The organism is Kluyvera cryocrescens NBRC 102467 (assembly GCF_001571285.1).
Lineage (GTDB): Bacteria > Pseudomonadota > Gammaproteobacteria > Enterobacterales > Enterobacteriaceae > Kluyvera > Kluyvera cryocrescens.
This window is the reverse complement of record NZ_BCTM01000014.1, coordinates 47,595-64,851: the sequence shown is the minus strand read 5'-3', so window position 1 is coordinate 64,851 and position 17,257 is coordinate 47,595. Positions and strand designations below refer to the sequence as shown.

Below are 17,257 nucleotides of genomic sequence, written 5' to 3'. Positions count from 1 at the left end.
ATTAAACCTCGTCCACGGATTGGCCTTTCAGCGCCATACGGACGGATTGGTCCATACGACGAGCGGCAAATTCCTGGGTTTGTTTGTCAACGTTTTTAATGGCTTGTTCTATGGCGTCAGTATCATCACCTTCGGCTGCCGCACTCAGTTCGGCGGCAACGCGGTCAATCTCCTGGCGCTCTGCGGCGCTTAACAGCGCGGCATCAGCAGCGAGCGCACTATGCAGGCTTTCCAGCACGCGCGCCGCTTCCACTTTCTGCTCCGCCAGCATGCGTGCTTTCACGTCCTGCTCGGCGTAGCTCATGGAATCTTTAATCATGGTGGCGATTTCGCCATCGGTCAGACCGTAGGACGGTTTCACCTGGATGGAGGACTCTACGCCGGTCGATTTCTCCATCGCCGTAACGCTCAAGAGACCGTCAGCATCAACCTGGAAGGTGACGCGAATATGCGCACCGCCCGCCGGTAATGCGGGAATACCGCGCAGCGCAAAACGTGCCAGCGAACGGCAATCCTGCACCAGTTCGCGTTCACCCTGCATGACGTGGATAGACATTGCGGTCTGGCCATCTTTAAAGGTGGTGAACTCCTGCGCACGCGCCACCGGAATGGTGGTATTACGCGGGATCACTTTCTCCACCAGGCCGCCCATGGTTTCGAGGCCCAGCGACAGCGGAATAACGTCAAGCAGCAGCATTTCGCTGTCCGGCTTGTTACCGACCAGAATATCGGCCTGAACGGCGGCGCCAATGGCGACGACTTTGTCCGGGTCGATGGAGGTCAGCGGCGTACGGCCGAAGAATTCCCCCACGCGCTCACGCACCAACGGTACGCGGGTTGAACCGCCCACCATCACCACTTCCAGCACCTCTTCGGCTTCCACGCCCGCATCTTTCAGCGCGCGGCGGCAGGCCAGCAGAGTGCGCTTCACCAGCGCGGAAATGAGCTCATTAAACTGCTCGCGGGTCACTTCGCCTTGCCAACCGGCAACGTCAACGGCAACGCGGTCGGCATCGCTCAGTGCGATTTTGGCCGCGATCGCGGCATCAAGCAGTTCGCGCTGTACGCGGTTGTCGCTACGATCGGCAATGCCCGCCAGGTCGCGGATATGGTCAGCCAACAGGTGGTCGAAGTCATCGCCGCCCAATGCGGAATCACCGCCGGTTGCCAGCACTTCAAACACGCCGCGGCTCAGACGCAGAATCGAGATATCAAAGGTGCCACCGCCGAGGTCGTAAACGGCAATCACACCTTCCTGGCCAGAATCGAGGCCGTAGGCAATCGCCGCTGCGGTTGGCTCATTGAGCAGACGCAGAACGTGCAGGCCAGCCAGACGCGCTGCGTCTTTAGTCCCCTGACGCTGAGCATCATCAAAGTAAGCAGGAACGGTGATCACCACGCCATCCAGCTCACCCGCAAGGGATTCCGTGGCGCGTGCGGCCAGCGCTTTAAGGATATCGGCGGAGACGCGAATCGGGTTCAGCACGCCGGCGTCGGTCACCAGCATTGGCAGGCCGTTTTCACTGGCCTGGAACTGGTACGGCAGGTGTGGGTAACGCGCCTGAATGTCGGCCAGCGAGCGGCCCATCATGCGTTTTACGGAGCTGATGGTGTTGGCCGGATCCTGCGCTGCGTTGGCACGCGCGTCATAGCCGACCACGTGGCCCTGCGCCTGGTAATGAACGACGGATGGCAGCAGGTGACGTCCCTGGCTGTCAGCCAGCGTCTCGGCCTGGCCGCTACGTACGGTCGCAACCAGAGAATTGGTGGTGCCTAAGTCGATGCCTACCGCCAGACGACGCTGGTGCGGCGCGGCGCTCAGCCCCGGCTCACTAATTTGTAATAAGGCCATGTTAAGCTTCCAAAATCAGAAATCGAGCAGCTTTTCTTCGAGTAATTCAGCGCTGCTTTGGAGTTTATCGAGAAAACGCAGTTTACGCACGGTATCCGCCGCCGCGTCCCACGTCTTAGCGTCTAATTCCGCCACCATCTGCTGCTGGCGTTGGGTATACATTGTTTTGATGCGCTTTTGCAGATTTTCAAGGCGGTCGGCGTCTTTCGCCTGCTCAATCTCATCCAGCTCTTCGCGTAGCTCCAGCTGTTCCATCAGGAACGCGGTGTCGCGGACGGTGTGCTGTTCGGATGAGAGGTCAAAACCGTGCAGGGAGAGCAGATATTCCGCGCGCATCAGCGGGTGACGCAGCGTTTGCCATGCCTGATTGATGTTGGCAGAGCGCTGAACCGCAGCAAGCTGTTCGGCGTCGCTGGCGCTGGCAAAACGGTCGGGGTGGTTCTGACGCTGCAGGTCCTGAAAACGTGCCGCAAGGGCCTGAGTGTCTACGTGATAACCGGCTGGCAATCCAAAGAGAGTAAAGTAATCCATGACGATCTCAGGGTTAACTATTTAAAACAAACCCCACGCACAGCGATAAAACCATGAGTGGGGTTGGCAGGACTCAACATTAGACGTTAAAGCTTTCGCCGCAGCCGCACTCGTCTTTCACGTTAGGGTTGGTAAATTTAAACCCTTCGTTCAGACCTTCTTTCACGAAGTCTAGCTGCGTACCATCAAGAAATTGCAGGCTTTTACCGTCGATGACAACCTTCACGCCTTTGTCTTCGAATACGGTGTCTTCTGCCGCCGGCTCGTCAACAAATTCCAGTACATAGGCCATACCTGAACAGCCTGACGTCCTGACGCCCAGGCGCAGGCCAAACCCTTTACCACGGTTTGACAAGAAGGTATTGACTCGCTCTGCTGCACTGTCGCTTAAGGAAATCGACATAATAACCTCAACTCTTAATTATTTTGCTTCACGTTTGCTTTTGTAGTCCGCAATCGCGGCTTTAATCGCGTCTTCTGCCAGGATAGAACAGTGAATTTTCACTGGCGGCAGTTCAAGCTCGTCTGCGATATCGGTGTTTTTAATCGCCTGTGCTTCGTCCAGCGATTTCCCTTTCACCCATTCGGTCACCAGGGAGCTGGAGGCAATGGCGGAGCCGCAGCCGTAAGTCTTGAAACGCGCGTCTTCAATGATACCTTCATTGTTGACTTTAATCTGCAACTTCATCACGTCGCCGCAGGCCGGTGCGCCGACCATGCCGCTGCCGACGCTATCGTCGCTGTTGTCGAAAGAACCGACGTTACGTGGGTTCTCGTAGTGATCGATTACTTTTTCGCTGTAAGCCATGATGAATTCTCCTTATCTACCGATTAATGATGTGACCATTCAATGCTGTTCAGATCCACGCCCTGCTTGAACATTTCCCACAGTGGAGAAAGGTCGCGCAGACGGCCAATGGAGTTGCGAACCAGATTGATGGCGTAGTCAATCTCTTCTTCGGTAGTGAAACGACCTAAAGAGAAACGAATAGAGCTATGCGCCAGCTCGTCAGTCATACCCAGCGCGCGCAGCACGTAGGATGGCTCAAGGCTTGCGGAAGTACAGGCAGAACCGGAAGAGACGGCCAGGTCTTTCAGCGCCATAATCAGCGATTCACCTTCAACAAAGTTGAAGCTGACGTTGAGGATGTTTGGTGCGCCCTGCTCGAGGTCACCGTTAAGGTAAACCTCTTCCATATCCTTCACGCCGTTCCACAGACGGTTACGCAGACCACGCAGGCGCGCCATCTCGGTTTCCATCTCTTCTTTGGCGATACGGTAAGCTTCACCCATACCGACGATCTGGTGGACAGGCAGAGTACCGGAACGCATACCGCGCTCGTGACCGCCGCCGTGCATCTGTGCTTCGATACGAATACGCGGTTTACGACGGACGTACAGCGCGCCGATACCTTTTGGACCGTAGATTTTGTGACCGGAGAAGGACATCAGGTCAACTTTCAGTTGGCTCAGGTCGATTGGCAGTTTGCCCACGCTCTGAGTCGCATCAACGTGATAGATGATGCCGCGCGCACGGCACATTTCGCCGATAGTCGCGATATCCTGCACCACGCCGATTTCGTTATTCACGTGCATGATAGAAACGAGGATGGTGTCATCACGCATCGCCGCTTCGAGTTCTTTCAGGTCGATAATCCCGTTGCGCTGTGGCGCCAGGTAGGTAATTTCAAAACCTTCGCGCTCAAGCTGACGACAGGTGTCGAGCACGGCTTTATGTTCGGTTTTGCTGGTGATGATGTGCTTGCCTTTTTTCTGATAAAAGTTGGCTGCACCTTTAATCGCCAGGTTGTCGGATTCAGTCGCACCGGAAGTAAATACGATTTCACGCGGGTCTGCACCAACGAGCTCGGCAATCTGGTTACGGGCGATATCTACCGCCTCTTCAGCATGCCAGCCGAAACGGTGTGAACGGGAAGCGGGGTTACCAAAGTTTCCGTCCAGGGTCAGACACTGCATCATTTTCTCGGCAACACGCGGGTCCACCGGCGTGGTTGCGGAGTAGTCGAGATAGATCGGTAATTTCATTGCTCTTTAACTCCGTACATCACTCAATGCAAGGAATCAGGCAACCGGCTGGATGTACGACCGTGTTGACGGGAGGTGAATCCCGGCCTGACTCTGAAATCTCTTTTTTATTTAGCCTGCCCTGCCAAATGCGCCTTCGCGGCACACCGCAGGGCCGGTAGATTATGCACGTAACTTAACGTCGATTGCGTCTTGTACGCGATTATTGCGGGAGGTGTCATGCGAATGCTGGCGGCCAGACACATCCAGAACTTCCTGGTTATTTACCAGTTCACCTAAGGTGATGTTGTTCAGGAAACCGGTCAGACGGTCGCTCAGATCGCGCCACAGTGCGTGGGTCAAACATTTATCGCCGCCCTGGCAGCCACCTTTACCCTGACAGCGGGTCGCGTCAACGGACTCATCCACTGCGCTAATCACTTCACCCACTGCGATGTGGATAGCTTCTTTCCCCAGCAGATAACCACCGCCTGGTCCGCGAACGCTGGATACTAATCCATTTTTACGCAGACGGGAAAACAGCTGCTCCAGATAGGAGAGTGAGATTCCCTGACGTTCAGAAATATCGGCCAACGGTACCGGGCCCGATTCGGAGTTGAGTGCAACGTCCAGCATCGCGGTCACGGCATAACGCCCTTTAGATGTCAGTCTCATGTCTTACTTAACCTCAAAACTCGCCCCTGCCCGGGGTTTTTAATAATAGTGGGGGTATTGCATAGCAGGGCCAAGTCTGACATTCCCGACTAAAACAGTCAACTATTTACTTGAGTAAATTAGTCAGGTATTTGGCGTTCCGTGCGGTATTCATCTGCCAGAAAGTGCTTCGCTTATTGGGACAACACATTGCACGCCCAGCGGGCCGGATAAGCAGGCGCTATCCGGCCTCAGCGCAGCTACTTGCCTTTATTCTGCTGTTCAATCGACGCCAGAATACCGCGCAGGATGTTCAGCTCCTGGCTTTCCGGACGGGCGCGGGTAAACATGCGACGCAGTTTATTCATCACCTGTCCCGGGTGGTTTTCACGAATAAAGCCGGTAGACAGCAGCGTTTGCTCCAGATGGCCATAGAAACGTTCCAGGTCGTCGACCAGCGGATAAGGCGTCTCATCTTGTTCAACCACCGGCGCATCGCTTTCCTGTGATGCCAGCCAGGCCATACGTACTTCATACGCAATGACCTGTACCGCCATCGCCAGGTTCAGCGAGCTGTACTCAGGGTTTGCAGCAATCGCCACGTGATAGTGACATTTTTGCAATTCGTCGTTGGTCAGGCCAACGCGTTCACGGCCAAACACCAGCGCTACCGGCGCATGCGCGCCTTCTGCGACGCTTTTCAAGCCGCATTCACGTGGGTCAAGCATCGGCCACGGCAGAGTACGGGAACGCGCACTGGTCCCCACCACCAGGCTACACCCGGCCAGCGCTTCGTCCAGCGTATCGACGATCTGCGCGTTACCAATAACGTCGCTGGCGCCTGCCGCGAGGGCGATAGCCTGGGAGTCTGGTTTCACCAGCGGGTTAACCAACCACAGGTTAGTTAAACCCATGGTTTTCATCGCGCGGGCCACGGAGCCCATGTTGCCGGTATGAGAGGTTTCGACCAGTACGATTCGGATATTTTGCAGCATTGTCATTCTTCGTCTAAAGATTATTCGGCCATATTATCATAAAACGAAGACATGTTCCTTTCTCGCTGCTATACTCTGCGCCGTTTTCCCGTTCTTTAACATCCAGTGAGAGAGACCGATGCATCCGATGCTGACCATCGCCGTGCGCGCAGCGCGCAAGGCGGGTAATGTAATTGCCAAACACTATGAAACGCCTGACTCAGTAGAAACGAGCCAGAAAGGCAGTAACGATTTCGTGACTAACGTCGATAAAGCCGCCGAAGCGATTATTATCGAAACAATCCGCAAATCTTACCCGCAACACACCATTATCACCGAAGAAAGCGGTGAACATGTTGGCGAAGATCTGGATGTACAATGGGTTATCGATCCACTGGATGGCACCACCAACTTTATCAAACGTCTGCCGCACTTCGCGGTATCCATCGCAGTACGCATCAAAGGCCGTACTGAAGTCGCCGTTGTTTACGATCCAATGCGTAACGAACTGTTCACCGCTACCCGCGGTCAGGGCGCACAGCTCAACGGCTACCGTCTGCGTGGCAGCATCGCTCGCGACCTGGATGGCACCATCATCGCTACCGGTTTCCCATTCAAAGCGAAGCAGCACGCTCCGGCTTACATGAAAATCCTCGGCAACATGTTCACCGAATGCGCGGACTTCCGTCGCACCGGTTCTGCTGCGCTGGATCTGGCCTACGTGGCTGCGGCGCGCGTTGATGGCTACTTCGAGATTGGCCTGAAGCCTTGGGATTTCGCGGCAGGCGAACTGATCGCTCGTGAAGCTGGTGCACTGGTGTGTGACTTCACCGGCGGCCACAACTACATGATGACCGGCAACATCGTTGCGGGTAACCCACGCGTTGTGAAAGCCATGCTGGCTAACATGCGTGACGAACTGAGCGAAGCGCTGAAGCGCTAAGTGATTACCCGGTAGCGTGATGCTTACCGGGTAACAAGATTGAAGGTCGGATAGGGCGTCAGCCACTATCCGGCCTTTTTTTTAGAATGGACGCAGCCCACGTCCCGCCGGAACCGCACTTCCCCACATCACTACCGCCGCAACGACCAGAATGACGCCGCCGGCTAATGCCAGCGTGCTCCAGCCCACCTGTCGCCACAGCGCCGGCGTTTTATTACCACTCAGTTTGACCGCCAGCATGCGAAACCCATGCACCAGCAGCGCTAACGAGGTGATAGTCAATGATGTACCCGCCGCCATTGCCAGCGCCGAGGCCATTCCCCAGGCAAATACGCCAATCACCTTACTGAACAGCAGCACCATAATCGCCCCTGAACATGGACGCATTCCCATTGAAAGAATAATCATCAACCTGGCGCGCCAGTCGTCGTCACGCGCAAGTTGGTCGGGATTCGGCATATGCTGATGCCCGCAGCCGCAGCCGTCGTGATGGACATGCTGTGGGGTGAACGCGGTGAATTTCAGTTTTCGCAGTAGCACGCGGAGCTTTTTTAGCGCTCGCCAGCACAGCAGTAGCCCCAGTACGCCAACCAGCGCGTAGCTGCCCTTCTCCAGCCAGAAACTGCTTAAATGCAGTTGGCGCGCCGGCAGTTGCAGGACGCTCAGCACCACGACCACCAGCGCAATCGCCACCAGCCCCTGTAATAAAGAAGCCGCCAGCGTCAGGCCAATGCTTGATTTCAGTTTGGATGGATGCGTGGCAAGCCAGGTGGTGATCACCACTTTACCGTGACCCGGCCCTAACGCATGCAGCACGCCATAGGTGAAGCTAAATAGCAGCAGCGTCATCCCCGCCTGTCCCGGATTGGCGGCCACCGCTTTGAGCAGGCTGCTCATCTGCTGGTTAACTTCGCGCTGCCAGATAACGCTCTTGAGCATCACCTGCGGCCAGACCTGCCACAGCCAGAGCAACCCGCCGATGGCCGCGACGGCGAAAATCAACAAGGGCCATAGCTGTAGCCAACGGCGCGCGGGGCGGCGATTAACGGAGATCACGGACATTGTATGGTCACCTTCTGCGCAAACTGCTTACCTAACTCCATGTCCTCTGCCGGTGCATCTTCTTTATCGAGCGACTGGGCGTACAGCAGCATATCTTCATTAGGCTTTGGCGTATGCACGCTCACTTTACACGCGCCTTTATAATCAGGTGCAAAGGCGACATCGCCGTCTTTTTCATAACTCATATCGACGTAATAGGTGGGATCGAAAGTGGAGAAGATATAGGTCTGTCCGGCCAGCGGCTGCGGCTTTGCCAGCGGTAGCGTGAAGGTCAGCACCGCCTGATGCCCCTGCCGCGCCAGGCCATAGGCGGTGGGCAAATTATCAAACTTGACCTTTTTCCCGTCATGCCACAATTCAGAAAAATAGTGCTGCCCCAGCACGTTGGCCATCACCTCAGCCGCCAGTTTTTTCCACACTTCATCCCCCGGCTTGGCATTTCCGGCGTCGTAGAGCAGATCGGCGGATGTCAGTTCGTCCATCGTCCAGCGCATGTTCATGCCGGTGAGCTGGCCGTCACTGACCACCAGCTGATTGGTGATAGTGATAAAACTGTGCGGGTGCGCGCGGGCACTTAACGATAAAACCGCAAGAAACACCATAACCGCGCATTGTTTCACTCTCTTCATCCGTTCCTCAGTGAAAAATTCTGTGACCGCCGCCAGCATTCCTAAGCGAAAGCCCATTAGCTGCCGTTATCTTTTGTCTACGCTTATTCCTAATACCTGCTGCTGGATGCCAACAGATGATGACCGTACACGAACCGCCATCTGTGCTTTCCAGTCCGCAGCGCCGTTGCCAGGCGCTGCTGATGCTGTATCTCCCTGGACATGTCATTACGCCGGAATATATTGGCAAAGTGAATAATGTCGATGTTTCAACGGCCCGGCAAGATCTCGTTGATGCCGGACAGGAGATCGAGCGTTACCATCGCCTGGCGATCGCCACTTTGGCGGATGGCAGCTATCGGATTGAAGGCACGAACCTCGACCTGCGCCTGTGCTTACTGCACTGGCTTCGCCGTGCTTTGCGCCTGTGTCCGCATTTCATCAGCCACCATTTTACGCCCGCGATTAAAACACAGCTTAAACAGCTAAAAATCGCCCGTAACCTCTATGACGAAACCAATCTGCAGGCGCTGGTCAACCGCTGTGGGCGCAGTTTGCAACGGCAGTTTGAATCCCGCGATGGGCAATTTTTACGCCTCTATTTGCAGTACTGCCTGTTACAGCATCATCAAGGAGAAAGCCCGCAGTTCTCTACACAACAAAGCGCATGGGCCAGCGCAAGCGCCGAATTCCAGACGGCGGCGGAGATCGTGCGCCACTGGCAGCGACGCGTGCGGCAAATTCCCGACCATAACGAACAGCATTTTCTGGCGCTGCTTTTTATGCTGCTAAAAATCCCGGACCCGAATCACGACGAACGCGATCAGGACCAACGGCTACAGCAGGCCGTCACGCAATTAGTCGACCAATTTCAACGCACCGCCGGCTGCCGTTTTACCGATGAAAAAGGCTTAAGTCAGCACCTTTATATTCATCTGGCGCAGGCGCTCAATCGCTGCATTTTTAAGATTGGTATCGACAACCACTTATCCGAGGAAATTCACCGCCTCTACCCTAGGCTCATCCGCACGACTCGCCAGGCGCTGTGCGAGTTTGAGGCACGCTATGGCCTGCGCTTTAGCGATGATGAAGCGGCGTTGATTGCGGTGATTTTTGGCGCAGGACTGATGCAGGAGAGCGAATTGCACGAAAAACAGGTAGTGTTATTAACCGGTGATAATCCGTCGCTGGAACAGGAAATTGAACAGCAGCTGCGTGAGCTGACTCTGCTGCCGCTCAATGTGAAGTATTTGGCGGTCCCCATTTTCCAGAAAGAAGGCGCGCCGAAGGACAGCACGCTGGTGATCTCGCCTTACGCCATCGTCCTGCCGCTGTTCTCACCGCCGCTGATACACGCCGAGCAGTCGCTTAGCGAGCATCAGCAGCAGCACATCTGTAAAATACTGGAGACTTAGCGCGCGACCGTTTTGGGGCGCAGTAGCACGGCCGGCAGCGCGACCAACGCCATCACCCAGAACAGCCCCTGATGCAAATGCTGATACAGGAATCCGGCAAACATCGTCATCACCGCAATACTGCCGCCCATCGCCACCGCAGAATAGACCGCCTGCAGGCGAATCACCTCACCGCCCTGACGCGCCGCAATGTAGCGCATCGCTGCCAGGTGGCAGACGGTAAAGGTACCGCAGTGAAGGATTTGAATCAGAATCAGCCACGGCAGACTGGTCGTCCAGCCCATCAGCCCCCAACGAATTACCCCGCAAATGGCCGACAGCAGCAGCAGATCGCGAGCGCTGAAACGACGGAAGACCTTTTTACTCAGGGCAAAGGTCACTACCTCCGCAACCACACCTAAGGACCACAAATAGCCAATGGCCGACGCCGAATAACCTGCCCCTTCCCAGTAAATGGCGCTAAAGCCGTAATAGGCCGCGTGCGCCCCCTGCAGCAAACTGACGCAGGCAAGAAAGCGCCAGTTTTGGGCCACTAACCTACGCCAGGCCGACCAGCCAACGGATTCCTGATGGCGAGACTCGCCCAGCGGCATCACTGAGGGTTTCAACAGCATCCCCAGCAGCATGGATGCCACGCCCAGGCTCAGCATCAACAAAATGACCTGATAACCGTATAGGCTCACCAGCTTGCCGGTCAGCGCGGAGCCAATCACAAAGGCAATCGACCCCCACAGCCGCACCCGCCCATAATCCATGGTTATCTGTTTTTGCCAGGTGTTTGCCAGCGCGTCGGTTAACGGCACCAGCGGCGAGAAGAACAGGTTAAAGCCGATCATCACCACCATCAGCCAGGCAACGTGGTTACCCGCCCAGAAGGTCAAAGCAAACAGCAGCGTCATCAGCGCGAGAATGCGTAACACGCGAATCAAGCGCGATGGGTCACTGACGCGCGGGGCAATCAGCAGACTTCCGAGAAAACGCGCGACCAGACCCGCGCCAAGTAAAATACCGATGGTTTCGGGCGACAGCCCCACCCCTTTGAGCCAGACGCTCCAGAAAGGCAGAAAAATACCGTAGCTAAAGAAATAGGTGAAGTAACTGAGCGCCAGCCAGCGCGTGGAGTGCAAAACCATGGGTCCTCCCGTTTTGGAGGCCTTAGTCTACTGACTCAACGCGCATTTCGAAGAGTATTACTCATCCTGCTTACCAGAGAACTGTGACAGATATCACCTTTGTCGGTTATTGTTGCCGTTCAGGGCCGAAAACCGCCGCTTCAGCGGGGCAACCTCCTGACGGCGTAGAAAAATCTCACGCTAGAGATTGGCGGGTTCACGCTGGCGCTGCGCCAGTTCGATAAAATCCTGTAAAGCCGGTTTGAGTTCGCCCTTTTTCCAGGCCATCAGCAGCGCCAGGGTCGGCGCCTCGCCGTCAATTGGCCGAAAAACCACCTGACCAGTATTAAAATTATTCATATAACCGGGTATCAAAGTCGCGCCCAGCCCCATTCCAACGAGATTCATGGTGACCAGAATATTGGTCGCCACCTGCACAATATTCGGCTGGCTATGCTCTTTTTCAAACCACGCTTTGACCACCGCCGACAACTCGCCGGAGTAGTCCGGGTCGGTGGTCACAAAGTCAACGCCGTGCAGCTGTTGAGCGGAGATACGGCTTTCGCTCGCCAGCGGATGGTCCGCCGGCAGCACCACCACCAGCGGTTCATGAAACAGCTCCACCACGTTGATATCCTGGCCCACGACGGGATAGCGCATCAGCCCCACGTCCAGCTCGCCGCTGCGCAGCTTTTCTTCCTGCTGGGTGGTTATCAGGCTCACCAGCTCAATATCCGTCTCCGGCTGCCGCATACGCAGCATCGGCAGTACGCGCGGCAGCAGGTTCACTTCGGCTGAAGGGACAAAACCGATCGCCAGATGATCGTTATCGAGCGCGGCCTTGCGGGCGCGCATTTTCGCGTTTTCCGCCTGTTCGAGAATGGCCAGCGCATCGGCCAGAAAACCCTCTCCTGCACTGGTTAACGTCACCTTTCGCTTATCACGCTCTAGCAGCGCCACGCCAACGCACTGCTCCAGATCGCGAATTTGGCTACTGAGGGAAGGCTGTGAGGTATGCAGTTTTTCCGCCGCCCGGGTGAAATTGAGTTCCTGTGCCACTGCGACGAAATAGCGTAAATGCCTCAGCTCCATTCCCATCTCCTTGTTATCGATAAAACGTCTCAGCTGGTAGAAATTATCTATTTCACATGCCCATAACCCACAAGCAACATAAGGATGACACAAAAAATAGAAGGTCAATACCTCTTACCCTGCAGGATTAAAAAATATGACCACAAAAGCCAAACTCGACGTTTACCAACTGGTAGACACCCAACACGGTCGGGTGACCCCACGTATTTATACCGATCCCGAAATCTATCAGCTCGAACAGGAGCGGATCTTTGGTCGCTGCTGGCTATTCCTGGCCCATGAAAGCCAGATCCCCAAAGCGGGCGATTTCTTTAACACCTACATGGGCGAAGACGCCGTAGTAGTGGTGCGCCAAAAGGACGGCAGCATCAAGGCGTTTTTAAACCAGTGCCGCCATCGCGCAATGCGCGTGAGCTATGCCGACTGCGGTAACACCCGCGCTTTCACCTGCCCTTATCACGGCTGGTCCTACGGGATCAACGGCGAGCTTATTGATGTTCCCCTGGAGCCACGAGCCTACCCTCAGGGGCTGTGCAAATCACATTGGGGCCTGAATGAGGTCCCGTGCGTCGAGAGCTACAAGGGACTTATCTTCGGCAACTGGGATACCACCGCGCCAACGCTGCGTGACTATCTGGGCGACATGGCCTGGTACCTGGACGGCGTACTCGACCGTCGCGAAGGCGGCACGGAAATTGTCGGCGGCGTACAGAAATGGGTTATCGACTGTAACTGGAAATTCCCCGCCGAGCAGTTTGCCAGCGACCAATATCATGCGTTATTCAGCCACGCCTCAGCGGTGCAGGTGCTGGGGGCGAAAGATGACGGTAGCGACAAACGCTTGGGCGATGGGCAAACCGCCCGTCCGGTATGGGAAACCGCCAAAGACGCGCTGCAGTTTGGCCAGGATGGACACGGCAGCGGCTTCTTCTTTACCGAACAACCGGACGCCAACGTTTGGGTGGACGGTGAAGTCTCCAGCTATTACCGCGAGACCTATGCGGAAGCCGAACAGCGTCTGGGAAAAGTACGCGCCCTGCGTCTCGCCGGCCATAACAATATTTTCCCCACGCTCTCCTGGCTTAACGGTACCGCCACGCTGCGCGTTTGGCACCCACGCGGCCCGGATCAGGTGGAAGTATGGGCTTTCTGTCTCACCGATAAAGCCGCATCCGATGAAGTCAAAGCAGCCTTTGAAAATAGCGCCACCCGCGCTTTCGGCCCGGCCGGATTCTTAGAGCAAGACGACTCAGAAAACTGGTGTGAAATTCAAAAACTGCTCAAAGGCCACCGGGCGCGCAATACCAGCCTGTGCCTGGAGATGGGGTTAGGCCAGGAAAAACGTCGCGATGATGGTATCCCGGGGATCACCAACTACATCTTCTCAGAAACCGCGGCCCGCGGCATGTACCAGCGCTGGGCCGATCTGCTCAGCAGCGAAAGCTGGCAGGAAATCAACGCGAAAACCGCCGCCTATCAGCAGGAGGTGATGAAATGAATGCCCTCGTCTCTTTGGAGCTACATCATCGCATCAGCCAGTTCTTGTTTGAAGAAGCGCGTCTGTTGGACGACTGGCAGTTCCACGACTGGCTGGCGCAGCTTGATGACGATATCCGCTACACCATGCGCACCACCGTCAACGCCCAAACCCGCGACCGTCGTAAAGGCGTGCAGCCGCCAACCACCTGGATTTTTAACGACAATAAAGATCAGCTTGAGCGGCGTATTGCCCGCCTGGAAACCGGCATGGCATGGGCGGAAGAGCCCCCATCCCGTACCCGACATCTGATAAGCAATCTGCAGATCAGCGAAACCGAGCAGCCGGACGTGTTCGCCGTGCGCCTCAACTATCTGCTGTCACGTGCACAAAAGGAGCGCGACGAGACGTTGTACGTCGGCACGCGCGTGGATAAAGTCCGTCGCCTACCGGGCGACGAGTGGCGCCTGATAGCCCGCGAGATCGTGCTCGATCAAGCGGTGATCGCCTCCCATAACCTGAGCGTACTCTTCTGATGAACCGAATCTTTGCCTGCTCCACTGCGGAGCTGCCGGAGGGGGAAGCCCTTCGCCTCGAAACCACGCCCGTCATCGCCTTATTTCATATCGGCGGGGAGTTTTATGCCATCAATGACCGCTGTAGCCACGGTAACGCCTCAATGTCGGAAGGTTATCTGGAAGACGACGCCACCGTGGAATGCCCGCTGCACGCTGCCAGCTTCTGCCTGAAAACCGGCAAAGCGCTGTGCCTGCCGGCAACCGATGCACTCACCACCTATGCCGTGCACGTCGAAGGTAGCGAAGTGTTTATTGATCTTCCCGAGGAGGCGTGATGAGCGATTTACGTGATGAAGTGGTATTTATCACCGGCGGCGGTTCCGGCCTGGGGCTGGCGCTGGTTGAGCGTTTTATTGAAGAAGGGGCGAAGGTTGCCACGCTGGAGCTATCGGCGGCGAAAGTCGCCAGCCTGCGCCAGCGTTTCGGCGAGCACGTTCTGGCGGTTGAAGGCAACGTGACCTGCTACGCCGACTATCAGCGCGCGGTGGAACAACTCCTTAACGCCTTCGGCAGACTGGACTGTTTCATCGGCAACGCCGGGATTTGGGATCACAACGCCTCGCTGGTCAATACGCCTGCCGACTCGCTGGAGAGCGGCTTCCACGAGCTGTTTAACGTTAACGTGCTGGGCTATTTGCTGGGAGCCAAGGCCTGCGCCCCGGCGCTTATCGCAAGCCAAGGCAGCATGATCTTTACTCTCTCCAACGCGGCCTGGTATCCCGGCGGCGGCGGCCCGCTGTATACCGCCAGCAAGCATGCGGCGACCGGACTTATCCGCCAGTTGGCCTACGAGCTGGCGCCGAAAGTTCGTGTTAACGGTGTCGGTCCCTGCGGCATGGCCACCGACCTGCGAGGGCCGCAGGCTTTGGGGCAAAGCGATACATCCATTATGCAGTCGCTGACGCCGGAAAAAATCGCTGCCATTCTGCCGCTACAGTTTTTCCCAGAACCCGCCGATTTCACCGGCCCGTATCTGATGCTGGCCTCGCGGCGTAATAACCGCGCGCTCAGCGGCGTGATGATTAATGCCGATGCGGGTCTTGGGATCCGAGGGATCCGTCACGTTGCCGCCGGACTGGATCTTTAAGGAGCTGTCATGAGCGAACAGATTATTGCCATTATTGGCGGCGGACAGGCTGCCGCTATGGCCGCCGCCGCGCTTCGCCAGCGGGGCTTTCGCGGTACGCTGCATCTTTTTTCCGATGAAATGCACCTGCCCTACGAGCGGCCGCCGCTGTCGAAAGCCATGCTACTGGACGAAAACCCGCAACTGCAGCCGGTCCTGCCGGCCAACTGGTGGCAGGACAACAACGTGCAGCTGCATCTGGGAGTGACGATTCGCCAGTTGGATCGCGTCTCGCATACTCTGACGCTGACGGACGGTCAAACCTATCGCTGGACGCAGCTGCTGTTTGCCACCGGCGCGGCGGCACGGCCGCTACCGCTGCTTGATGCGCTGGGCGAGCGCTGTTTGACCCTGCGCCACGCCGGTGACGCTGAACGCCTGCGCCAGGTGCTTCAGCCGGGTAAATCGCTGGTGATTGTGGGTGCCGGCACTATCGGCCTCGAACTCGCCGCCAGTGCAATTCAGCGCGGCTGCCAGGTGACGGTTGTCGAACAGGCCGCCACGGTGATGGGCCGCAACGCCCCGCCGCCCGTACGCGACTATCTTTTGGCTCGCCATCAGCAGGCAGGCGTGCGGGTGCTGCTCAACTGCGCGATTGAGCATGCACTGGCGGGTGAACGCCTTCTTCTCACGCCGCAAAATGGCGAAACGCTGAGCGCCGATGCGGTCGTCTACGGTATCGGTATTGTGGCCAATGACGCGCTGGCTCGCGATGTCGGTCTTGAGACGGACAACGGCATTATCGTTGACAGCACCTGCACGACCTCGGACCCGGCCATTTTCGCCGCCGGCGATGTTGCACTCGTGCGTCAACCGGACGGTGCGCTACGCCGGGTCGAAAGTTGGGAAAATGCCAACCTGCAGGCGCAGACGGCCGCCGCATCGATGCTTGGTCAACCGCTGACCGCGGCCGCCGCGGGCTGGTTCTGGACCGATCAATACCGCGATAACCTGCAATTTGTCGGCGATATGCAGGGTGACGCGTGGCAACTGCGCGGCAGCCCGGAACAGGGAAAAGCGATCTGGTTCAACCTGCGCGATGGTGCCCTCGCGGGTGCGGTGACGCTCAATAACGGACGTGAAGTCCGGGTGCTGCGCAAGCTGATTCAGTCCTCTCGCCCGGTGAGTGCAGACGCGCTGTGCGACGAAACCGTGGCATTAAAATCGTTATAATGCGGCATCGCGGAAAACGCCCTCACCTCTGTGAACGAGGGCGTTTATCGCGGCGGTCAACGCCACGGAGCCCGACAACCTATCCGCCGAAATACTGATTTCGCGTTCCTGTGTGGCAGGTCACAAAATTGTGTATTACGTTTAAATCATACGCACTTACACAAAGGAACTGCCATGAACTGTCTTCGCTATCTCGACTTCGGCGCTTCACGCGATCTACTGCTGCTGATTGCCCGTATTGCCATCGTGCTGCTGTTTATTCTTTCCGGCTACCCCAAAATGCTCAACTTTGACGGCACCGTGCAATATATGGCCTCGTCGGGTGCCCCCCTGCCTTCCGTCGCGGCAATCATTGCCATTTTGATGGAAGTCCCTGCGGTTATTCTGGTGATTTTAGGCTTCTTCACCCGCCCTCTGGCGGTGATTTTTGTGTTCTATACGCTGGGCACCGCGGTGATTGGCCACCACTACTGGAACATGACCGGCGATGCGGTGATGCCGAATATGATTAACTTCTACAAAAACATCAGTATTGCTGGTGGATTCCTACTGCTGGCCATCGTCGGGCCGGGGAAACTCTCGCTGGATAGACGTTAAGTCGTCGTCCATTGGGCAAAAAAAAGGCCGCTTTCGCG

19 protein-coding genes are annotated in these 17,257 nt (G+C 56.5%); 8 read left to right on the top strand and 11 right to left on the bottom strand.

Features of this window, described 5'->3' with window-relative positions:
- Nucleotide 1: 1 nt before the first annotated feature.
- The 7 genes from hscA to trmJ form a co-directional block, all read right to left on the bottom strand.
- The gene (gene hscA, locus KCR01S_RS11620) at nucleotides 2–1,852 is read right to left on the bottom strand and encodes a Fe-S protein assembly chaperone HscA (RefSeq protein ID WP_061282903.1); all 1,851 of its coding nucleotides are present in this window, start codon (nucleotides 1,850–1,852) and stop codon (nucleotides 2–4) included.
- 15 nt (nucleotides 1,853–1,867) lie between these two features.
- Nucleotides 1,868–2,383: a co-chaperone HscB gene (gene hscB / locus KCR01S_RS11615; RefSeq protein WP_061282902.1), complete on the bottom strand. Its 516-nt coding sequence runs from the start codon at nucleotides 2,381–2,383 to the stop codon at nucleotides 1,868–1,870.
- A gap of 79 nt (nucleotides 2,384–2,462) precedes the next feature.
- Nucleotides 2,463–2,786 (bottom strand): iron-sulfur cluster assembly protein IscA, encoded by a 324-nt coding sequence (gene iscA / locus KCR01S_RS11610; RefSeq protein ID WP_052282277.1) that lies wholly within the window; start codon nucleotides 2,784–2,786, stop codon nucleotides 2,463–2,465.
- A gap of 18 nt (nucleotides 2,787–2,804) precedes the next feature.
- Nucleotides 2,805–3,191: a Fe-S cluster assembly scaffold IscU gene (iscU, locus tag KCR01S_RS11605; RefSeq protein ID WP_004866383.1), complete on the bottom strand. Its 387-nt coding sequence runs from the start codon at nucleotides 3,189–3,191 to the stop codon at nucleotides 2,805–2,807.
- A gap of 23 nt (nucleotides 3,192–3,214) precedes the next feature.
- On the bottom strand, nucleotides 3,215–4,429 hold the full coding sequence (gene iscS, locus KCR01S_RS11600) for a cysteine desulfurase (protein ID WP_052282276.1): 1,215 nt from the start codon (nucleotides 4,427–4,429) through the stop codon (nucleotides 3,215–3,217).
- Between the two features lie 162 nt (nucleotides 4,430–4,591).
- Nucleotides 4,592–5,083: a Fe-S cluster assembly transcriptional regulator IscR gene (iscR, locus tag KCR01S_RS11595; protein WP_061282901.1), complete on the bottom strand. Its 492-nt coding sequence runs from the start codon at nucleotides 5,081–5,083 to the stop codon at nucleotides 4,592–4,594.
- 239 nt (nucleotides 5,084–5,322) lie between these two features.
- Nucleotides 5,323–6,057 (bottom strand): tRNA (cytosine(32)/uridine(32)-2'-O)-methyltransferase TrmJ, encoded by a 735-nt coding sequence (gene trmJ, locus KCR01S_RS11590; protein ID WP_061282900.1) that lies wholly within the window; start codon nucleotides 6,055–6,057, stop codon nucleotides 5,323–5,325.
- A 118-nt stretch (nucleotides 6,058–6,175) separates the two neighbouring features.
- On the opposite strand from trmJ, the gene suhB reads away from it, so the two are divergent.
- Nucleotides 6,176–6,979 (top strand): inositol-1-monophosphatase, encoded by an 804-nt coding sequence (suhB, locus tag KCR01S_RS11585; RefSeq protein WP_061282899.1) that lies wholly within the window; start codon nucleotides 6,176–6,178, stop codon nucleotides 6,977–6,979.
- A gap of 81 nt (nucleotides 6,980–7,060) precedes the next feature.
- Here suhB and KCR01S_RS11580 read toward each other — a convergent pair whose 3' ends face one another.
- Together KCR01S_RS11580 and KCR01S_RS11575 are read right to left on the bottom strand one after the other, a co-directional pair.
- Entirely contained in the window at nucleotides 7,061–8,041 is a 981-nt protein-coding gene (locus KCR01S_RS11580; protein WP_061282898.1) for a nickel/cobalt transporter, read from the bottom strand.
- On the bottom strand, nucleotides 8,032–8,670 hold the full coding sequence (locus KCR01S_RS11575; RefSeq protein WP_061282981.1) for a DUF1007 family protein: 639 nt from the start codon (nucleotides 8,668–8,670) through the stop codon (nucleotides 8,032–8,034). Before KCR01S_RS11575 ends, KCR01S_RS11580 begins: the two co-directional genes overlap by 10 nt.
- Before the next feature lie 116 nt (nucleotides 8,671–8,786).
- Between KCR01S_RS11575 and csiE the strand changes: the two genes are divergently transcribed.
- Nucleotides 8,787–10,064, top strand: coding sequence for a stationary phase inducible protein CsiE (gene csiE / locus KCR01S_RS11570; RefSeq protein ID WP_061282897.1), 1,278 nt, complete (start codon nucleotides 8,787–8,789; stop codon nucleotides 10,062–10,064).
- Here the strand turns inward: csiE and KCR01S_RS11565 are convergent.
- A complete protein-coding gene (locus KCR01S_RS11565; RefSeq protein WP_061282896.1) occupies nucleotides 10,061–11,197 on the bottom strand; it encodes a 3-phenylpropionate MFS transporter in 1,137 nt (378 codons plus the stop codon). The genes csiE and KCR01S_RS11565 overlap by 4 nt on opposite strands.
- 180 nt (nucleotides 11,198–11,377) lie before the next feature.
- Nucleotides 11,378–12,268, bottom strand: a complete 891-nt coding sequence (gene hcaR / locus KCR01S_RS11560; protein ID WP_061282895.1) for a DNA-binding transcriptional regulator HcaR — start codon at nucleotides 12,266–12,268, stop codon at nucleotides 11,378–11,380.
- Between the two features lie 136 nt (nucleotides 12,269–12,404).
- On the opposite strand from hcaR, the gene hcaE reads away from it, so the two are divergent.
- The 6 genes from hcaE to KCR01S_RS11530 all read left to right on the top strand — a co-directional run bounded on the left by hcaE (nucleotide 12,405) and on the right by KCR01S_RS11530 (nucleotide 17,219).
- Nucleotides 12,405–13,766 (top strand): 3-phenylpropionate/cinnamic acid dioxygenase subunit alpha, encoded by a 1,362-nt coding sequence (gene hcaE, locus KCR01S_RS11555; RefSeq protein WP_061282894.1) that lies wholly within the window; start codon nucleotides 12,405–12,407, stop codon nucleotides 13,764–13,766.
- A complete protein-coding gene (gene hcaF, locus KCR01S_RS11550; protein ID WP_061282893.1) occupies nucleotides 13,763–14,281 on the top strand; it encodes a 3-phenylpropionate/cinnamic acid dioxygenase subunit beta in 519 nt (172 codons plus the stop codon). The genes hcaE and hcaF overlap by 4 nt, the downstream gene beginning before the upstream one ends.
- The gene (hcaC, locus tag KCR01S_RS11545; protein ID WP_061282892.1) at nucleotides 14,281–14,598 is read left to right on the top strand and encodes a 3-phenylpropionate/cinnamic acid dioxygenase ferredoxin subunit; all 318 of its coding nucleotides are present in this window, start codon (nucleotides 14,281–14,283) and stop codon (nucleotides 14,596–14,598) included. The genes hcaF and hcaC overlap by 1 nt, the downstream gene beginning before the upstream one ends.
- Entirely contained in the window at nucleotides 14,598–15,410 is an 813-nt protein-coding gene (gene hcaB / locus KCR01S_RS11540; protein ID WP_061282891.1) for a 3-phenylpropionate-dihydrodiol/cinnamic acid-dihydrodiol dehydrogenase, read from the top strand. Before hcaC ends, hcaB begins: the two co-directional genes overlap by 1 nt.
- 9 nt (nucleotides 15,411–15,419) lie before the next feature.
- Nucleotides 15,420–16,622, top strand: a complete 1,203-nt coding sequence (hcaD, locus tag KCR01S_RS11535) for a phenylpropionate dioxygenase ferredoxin reductase subunit (RefSeq protein ID WP_061282890.1) — start codon at nucleotides 15,420–15,422, stop codon at nucleotides 16,620–16,622.
- 174 nt (nucleotides 16,623–16,796) lie between these two features.
- A complete protein-coding gene (locus KCR01S_RS11530; RefSeq protein WP_061282889.1) occupies nucleotides 16,797–17,219 on the top strand; it encodes a DoxX family protein in 423 nt (140 codons plus the stop codon).
- Nucleotides 17,220–17,257 lie beyond the last annotated feature (38 nt).